Here is a 6,573-nt window from a genome sequence, read left to right as displayed (position 1 = left end):
CAAGTTACCCACATTTCCACAACTCAACAACAACTGATTCTTCTAAGAATATTCATATGTAACAAACCTAAAGGTTCTTACCACGTTGTAAGCCGACTAAGTGCTTGATGCGTAGAGCCGATTCAAGCGGGGCTTCCCAAGCCAAATAGCCGTGTTTTTCTCTAAAAATAGTCTAGTAGAGGGTAGTTGTAAATCCCGGTTCCATACAAAACAGGCTCTCCTCTAGCTTACAACCAGACTGCTTGACAAAGTTTTCACACCTTTACTATTGTTCTCTGTCTGGAGATGCAGAACTACCTTTCCTGCGCTTATCAGACAGAAATCTAGTGTACTTTTTGAGACATCCCGGTGGGGCACCACAATACCGATAAAATAGTTAAAATGCATAGCTTTATGATCAACAGTTCCACATAGCGAGTCCATACGCTTGTCCACCTCCGATGTGGAGCATTCAATACCTTACTAGTAGGTCATGAGCCTAAATTTCTATCCAACGTGGAGCGTTTGAAGTCTGAGGGCAAGCAATCCAGCAGAGGATTAAACGGTCGCCGTGCGATCGGTCCATAGGGCTTTAATCCTGGCCGAGACGATAAAGTGCCACTGCTGGTATTGGCTCTTCTGGAGTGTGCAAATATGCATAACTTTATCGGGTTACACACATTCGCACACTTTAGTAGCAATAACTGCTTTCTTAAAAATTTTAATACTCTACAAATCTAAAGGCCGAGCGGCAAAGCCTCACCGTCGAAGTTACAGAAATTCTGTCAAAAGTACCGATTGTGAAGAATTTAGCACGGAAGAAATTCATATCTCAATTTACTCTGGGCTTGATTCAGAGCAGGAATGTACAATTCTGTCAAGTGTCTCAACATCTCAACGATGAGGCGAAGGTAGCTTGTAACGAGGTTCGCATCCAGGACTTCTTCCGTGAAGTTGATCTGGATTATACATGTTTGGCAATGCTCTTGCTCAGTTTACTGCCTAAAGACAAGCAACTACGGCTTTGTATTGATCGTACGGAATGGGACTTTGGTATGCATCAAGTCAATTTTCTAATGGTCGTGGTAGGCTACAAAGAGTTCACGGTGCCGCTTTACTGGGAAATGCTGGACAACAACAGTGGTAATTCTTCTTGCCAGCAACGCAATGACTTGCTGGGTCTCTGCATTGACCTGATTGGATATGAGCGGATTGGTTTGGTGATTGGAGATCGGGAGTTTGTGGGGCATCGGTGGCTCAAGTATCTCAAAGATAGGAAAATACGCTTTATAATGCGTATGCCTAAGCATCATAAGATTCATCGCCTGGACGGTAGTATACCACCCTGGCTTTCAGCGAAAACAAGCCGCTTACGCTCTGTGATTGTCTGGTGAATGGAGTAGTAGGCCACGTATGGGTGATGCTTTTGGACAATGGTGACTATCTGTTTTTATTTGGCACATTGGAGGTGAAGTTCATAGGACAGCTTTACCGTAAGCGTTGGAGCATCGAGGCTTGCTTTCAGAATATGAAAAGACGAGGCTTTGATTTGGAAGACACGCATTTGCAAGATGATGGGAAGCTTAAGAAGTTAGTAGCTCTGGTAAGTATCGCCTACGCTTTCTGCGCTGGTTTGGGCATTTACTATCACCAAAAAGTAGAAAAGATAAGAAAGAAAAACCACGGCTACAAAGCCAATAGCTTTGTGAGAAAAGGCATTGATTTGATTCAAGAGTGGTTCCGTGCCCAAAACTATATACCGGATAACGTACATAAACGATTCCTATGTTTTATCTGATACATCCAAATGTTAGCCCCTCGCTATCAAACACTAAAAATGGTTGGGTAGAGTAAAAAATGGCTATCAATAATTTATTACCAATTTTCTGTTTGAGAAAATAAGTCATCGTTCCATTCCATGGGTACATGCATATATGGATGACTTACTATGCATGCCTGTTGTATTAGGACTTACGCTACATATATTCAGGAAAATACATCCTGGGAAAGAAAAATACAGATTTGAATGGCTCTTGCCCAATCGTTCATCGGTGTATACCAGAGATATATGGGATATTTTTTTTTATGCCATAGGAGGAGTGCTCTTTTATTTCACCATGAACAAAGAGGGCAGGTAAAACATTACAACTTTGTTTTTCCTGCATAAGCACAAAAGCTTAGTGCGTTTTCTCCAGAAGTCTTTGTCTTATAAAGAATGCTTTCCTTCAATCTAAGGATGCTAAACCTTCATTCTATATATGCCTTTACCTGCCTTTTGATGCTTTTTTTTAGTAGTTACGCTCTAATTAATTTTCAAATCTGCTTTGAAAGTAATGCCCGCTCTGAACCAGCGGCCTGGCATAGGGACATAACCAGCCTCACGGTATTCTGTATTGGTAAAATTAGTGGCTTCAGCAAATATGTTGAAGCGTTCGCTTTGATAGTAAATACGGCTGTCCAGCAGCGTATAATCGCTCAGGGTAGCACGATCCAGATAGCGCACCCGTAAGGAGTGATTCAGTGGACCTACAATCTTATGAGTGATACCGAAAATGAGTTGGTGGTTCAGGTTATCCAGCGCATAGCGGGATTCCACGCCTTCGGTATCCAACAGCTCAGCATCCAGATAAGTGTAGTTGAGATTGACTTTCTGAACCCATGCAGCGCTTGATTTTGAAAAGTCAAAGTTCAGGCCGGCCTCAATACCCTGTATATCTACATTGTAGAAATTCTGTGGTTGCCAGGGATCGTTTTCATTATTCCTTACCCAGTCAATGAGGTTAGATGCATCGCGCTTAAAATAACTAAGCTGCCCCCAGAAACTACCACTGAAGTATTTAAAACCACCTTCGTAGGTAATGGCATCTTCGGGTTCCAGTTGATCATTGCCAACATTGTTAGGACCGGCATAATACAGATCAGTATAAGTAGGGATACGAAAAGAGCGACCAATATTGGCAAAGGCTTTCCACTGAGAAGTAATTTCATAGCTGGCGTCCAGGCCGGGGAATAAGTTCCAGCCATAGTCAGAATACCAGTTCAGATATAAACCGGGGGTAACATCCAGTCTGTTAAAGAGGTAGAAGCGATGTTCGGCAAAAACACCCACCATAGAGCGGTTACGGTCTCCCAGATTGGTGCTGTTGATATCTTCGTATCGGTATTCCAACCCCACACCGGTCAGGCCCATATCGCTGCGGTAGGTAGAATGTACTTCAGCGCCACCCACATGCGTGGTATGCAGGTTATTGAAAAAGTCAGGATCACTTCTGATAAAGACATAATCATCATGATTCCTTCTCCAGTAAAGGCGAGGTTTGAGAGTCCAGTTGTTTTTCTTCAGTTCATAGTCGGTACTTAGAAAGAGCGTGTTGACTTCCTCGTATTCTTCAGAGTCAGGTACATAAAACCCAGCTGCACCAAACGCCCTTTGTGTGTATCCGCCCAGGAAGTTGAGTTTACCTTCTTCCAGTTGCAGATACGACTGATAAAAAGCATTGATGATTTCATAATCAGAGTTAGGTCGGTAGCCTTCGGATTGATCTCGGGAAACGGCTATATACTGCCCGTATTTTTCTCCTGGCAATGCCACCGATACATTGCCACCAAAGGTTTCAAAATCGCCGCCATACCCACTGAAAACTGCCATAGGAGAGGAAGGTACTTTGGTAATGATATTGATGGCTCCTGAGAAAGCATTCTGACCATAGATACGCGCTCCCGGTCCCTTCAGTACTTCTATTCTTTCAATATTATCAATATCCAGCGGCAGGTTCATCAGATGGTGTCCGGTCTGCGGATCACTCATCTTAATGCCATTGATCAGAATCAAAGTTTGTTCAAAAGTACCTCCCCGTATGCTCACATCCGCCTGTACACCCGCCGGACCTCTCTGCCGGATATCTACACCCGGGACATAGCTTAAGGCTTCGTTTAGACTTTGCACTGGCATTTTTTGCAGTTCTTCACGGCTCACAACAAATCTGCTTCTGGCAGACTCAGAGAAAGGAGTCTGCATACGGTTTTCAGTGATGGTAAGGTTATCCAGTTCAATTGTAGTGGTATCTTCCTGTGCGTTACTTCTCAGAGAGAATAAAAAGATAGCAATCAATAACAGTAAATGTTTTCTCATACTTAGTCAGTCATTTGCTACTCCTGGTAGCGGTTGTTTTGCATGGTTTTAATCATTATTCCTCTTTGTGGAGGATTGCGCTGCAATACTACAAAAGAAGGGGTAGTGGCACAACTGATTAAATTCATAAGCCCAATAGAAGCCTCAAGAATAATTTTTATCTTCATGTTTCATCAAATTACGCTGAAATTGAAGATTCTTATTGCACCAAATGCATTCAAAAATAGTCTGGACGCAGTCAAATCGGCTGAAGCCATTGCAAAAGGCTTGATTAGCAGTAAGTTAGAAGTTGAGTGCCTGGAGCAGCCCATAGCCGATGGTGGAGATGGTATGTTGACGGTGATGCTGAGCCAGGAAGGTGGCGAAATCAAAAAGGTGAAAGTGGATGACCCGCTGGGACGCAAAGTAGAAGCTGCTTTCGGACTGATCAATAAGGGAAAAACCGCAGTGATAGAAATGGCGGAAGCATCCGGTATACGTCTGCTTAAGTCAGAAGAGTTGAACCCTATGAAAGCCTCTTCCATAGGTACCGGCCAGTTGATGAAAGCTGCGCTGGATGAGGGAGCAGAAGAGATTGTCATTGGTCTGGGGGGCAGTGCTACGGTAGATCTGGGTTTAGGGATGGCGCAGGCTTTAGGTGTAAAGATGTTGGATAAGGAAGGTGAACCAATATCTCAGGGAGGTGAAGGGGTACAAGCCTTACATAAGATAGATTTGGAAGAAGTGGATAGTAGGATAAAAGACGTGAAAATCATCGTAACCTGTGATGTGACTAATAAATTATTGGAAGCGCCTTCAGTATTTGGTCCACAGAAAGGAGCGGACGAAAGTATGGTTAAAGTTCTGGAAGCCCAATTTGAAAGGGTAGCCAAACTACTTGAAAAGAAATTGGGCAAAGACATCATGAAGCCTGAAAGTACAGGGGCCGCTGGTGGCCTAGGAGCTGCTCTATACGGTTTTTTTGATGCTGAGCTGGTAGATGGTACCGACTATTTGCTCTCTAGAACAGGCTTTCATAAAGATTTAGCGGAAGCTGATTTGGTGATTACTGCTGAAGGAGCATTGGATAAGCAGACCCAGGCAGGTAAAGGTCCATTTTATGTAGCCAGCCAGGCAAAAGCGCAGCAGATACCCGTGATTATGCTGGCAGGCAGTTTGCCCAAAGACTACCAGCCAAAGGATTATGAGGTGTATGACGCAATTTTTTCTATAGGACCGAGGCCTCAATCCCTGGATGAAGCCTTAGCACATACAGCAGAAAACCTGGAAAGAACTGCTTATCAGATTGGAAATATGCTTTCCCTGAAAATAAAAAAGTGAGCAGCACCTGGTACTACTCACTTCTGTTAATCCGATCGTTTAATGTTTAAATTCTCTGAAGCATTTCCATCAAACCAGCATTTTTGTGCTTAGGTCTTACGATCAGCAAAGGAATATTAGCATCCATACTGATCAGCTTCTCGGTATTAGTTCCTATAGGGAAGAAAGCAGTAGAAGCAGCTTTCCCTTTACCTCCTATCACGATGCAGTTTACATTTAGCTCCACTGCTTTATCATATATCATAGAAACCGGACTTTCTTGTCTGCTCAAGGAAAACAAAGGTGTAATCTTTACGTCCTTGGTATCTACTTTTTTGATGAATTTTTTGTAGTTCTTTTCAGCATTTTGACGCATTACTTCGCTACTCTCATCAAATGATTTGCCTGTGTAGTGGTAGCCAACCGGTACTTGATACACATGATGGCAGATGATTTCTACATCTATTCCTTCATTTTTGCCATGGCTAGCCAAAGAGACTGCTTCTTCCAGAGCAACCAGAGAATCCTTAGAGAAGTCTGTGGCAACCATTATGCGGTGCATGCTGGAATACTCTTTTTCAGGTACGATCAGCAATGAGCAGGTTGCCCTGCGTGCCAGGCGCTGAGTTACTACGCTGCTTCCTTTTAGCATTTGTTTTCTACCAACTACGATGGCATCAATGTTATGTTTTTCGGCCAGCTTAAGTATGTGCTTGGAGGGTAGAAGTCCTTGTTCTACGGTAATCTTTACAGTAATCTCCTGATTTGTCATATCAAAGCGCTCAATCACTTTCTTCTCCATCTGCTTCTTGCGCTCTTTGATCGCATCTTCCATAAGATTAGGAAATTCCTTTCTTAATGCGTTAGGAAGCTGAGTGTTTTTAATCACGTTTACAAAATGAACAGACTCGGCAGATGTTGACTGTGCCAAGAACGAAGCAAACTCAATAAGAGTGTCGTCCATAGGGGTTGCATCAAGTGCTACCAAAATTTTCTTTAATGGGTACATATTGCTAATTGAATAAGGTTCTTTTTATCTGTTGGTTTTATTACTTTTAATCTTCAAACTAGAGTAACAGATGTAAAATAAACCATGTTTCATTAATTGCTAATTTCTAATTGAAACCAAACGTTATACGTGTAATAAATAACTTGGTTTAAGG

At 42.7% G+C, this 6,573-nt stretch carries 7 protein-coding genes; 4 read left to right on the top strand and 3 right to left on the bottom strand.

What is annotated here, in order from left to right; translation table 11 throughout:
- Positions 1-779: 779 nt before the first annotated feature.
- The 3 genes from WJR50_RS32145 (at position 780) to WJR50_RS32135 (ending at position 2,117) form a co-directional block, all read left to right on the top strand.
- Entirely contained in the window at positions 780-1,373 is a 594-nt protein-coding gene (locus WJR50_RS32145; protein WP_341297444.1) for a transposase, read from the top strand.
- A complete protein-coding gene (locus tag WJR50_RS32140) occupies positions 1,370-1,777 on the top strand; it encodes a transposase (protein WP_341297443.1) in 408 nt (135 codons plus the stop codon). Before WJR50_RS32145 ends, WJR50_RS32140 begins: the two co-directional genes overlap by 4 nt.
- A gap of 154 nt (positions 1,778-1,931) precedes the next feature.
- Positions 1,932-2,117 carry a hypothetical protein gene (locus tag WJR50_RS32135; protein WP_341297442.1) on the top strand — a complete coding sequence of 62 codons (186 nt, stop codon included), beginning with the start codon at positions 1,932-1,934 and terminating at the stop codon, positions 2,115-2,117.
- Between the two features lie 164 nt (positions 2,118-2,281).
- Here the strand turns inward: WJR50_RS32135 and WJR50_RS32130 are convergent, their stop codons facing one another.
- Together WJR50_RS32130 and WJR50_RS32125 are read right to left on the bottom strand one after the other, a co-directional pair.
- Complete coding sequence (locus tag WJR50_RS32130; protein ID WP_341297441.1) at positions 2,282-4,111, bottom strand: TonB-dependent receptor plug domain-containing protein; 1,830 nt, start codon at positions 4,109-4,111, stop codon at positions 2,282-2,284.
- 17 nt (positions 4,112-4,128) lie between these two features.
- The gene (locus WJR50_RS32125; RefSeq protein ID WP_341297440.1) at positions 4,129-4,278 is read right to left on the bottom strand and encodes a hypothetical protein; all 150 of its coding nucleotides are present in this window, start codon (positions 4,276-4,278) and stop codon (positions 4,129-4,131) included.
- A gap of 22 nt (positions 4,279-4,300) precedes the next feature.
- Between WJR50_RS32125 and WJR50_RS32120 the strand changes: the two genes are divergently transcribed.
- Entirely contained in the window at positions 4,301-5,431 is a 1,131-nt protein-coding gene (locus tag WJR50_RS32120) for a glycerate kinase (RefSeq protein WP_341297439.1), read from the top strand.
- Positions 5,432-5,477: 46 nt separating this feature from the next.
- On the opposite strand, the gene WJR50_RS32115 is transcribed toward WJR50_RS32120, so the two are convergent.
- Complete coding sequence (locus tag WJR50_RS32115; RefSeq protein ID WP_341297438.1) at positions 5,478-6,419, bottom strand: universal stress protein; 942 nt, start codon at positions 6,417-6,419, stop codon at positions 5,478-5,480.
- Positions 6,420-6,573 lie beyond the last annotated feature (154 nt).

It is taken from the genome of Catalinimonas locisalis (assembly GCF_038039535.1).
GTDB lineage: Bacteria > Bacteroidota > Bacteroidia > Cytophagales > Cyclobacteriaceae > Catalinimonas.
This window is presented reverse-complemented; position numbering and strand designations above follow the sequence as displayed.

Excerpts from the sequence above, each read along its gene's own strand:
- WJR50_RS32135 (WP_341297442.1), top strand. The coding sequence starts at position 1,932 with ATGCCTGTTGTATTAGGACTTACGCTACATATATTCAGGAAAATACAT.
- WJR50_RS32130 (WP_341297441.1), bottom strand. The coding sequence starts at position 4,111 with ATGAGAAAACATTTACTGTTATTGATTGCTATCTTTTTATTCTCTCTG.
- WJR50_RS32125 (WP_341297440.1), bottom strand. The coding sequence starts at position 4,278 with ATGAAGATAAAAATTATTCTTGAGGCTTCTATTGGGCTTATGAATTTA.
- WJR50_RS32115 (WP_341297438.1), bottom strand. The coding sequence starts at position 6,419 with ATGTACCCATTAAAGAAAATTTTGGTAGCACTTGATGCAACCCCTATG.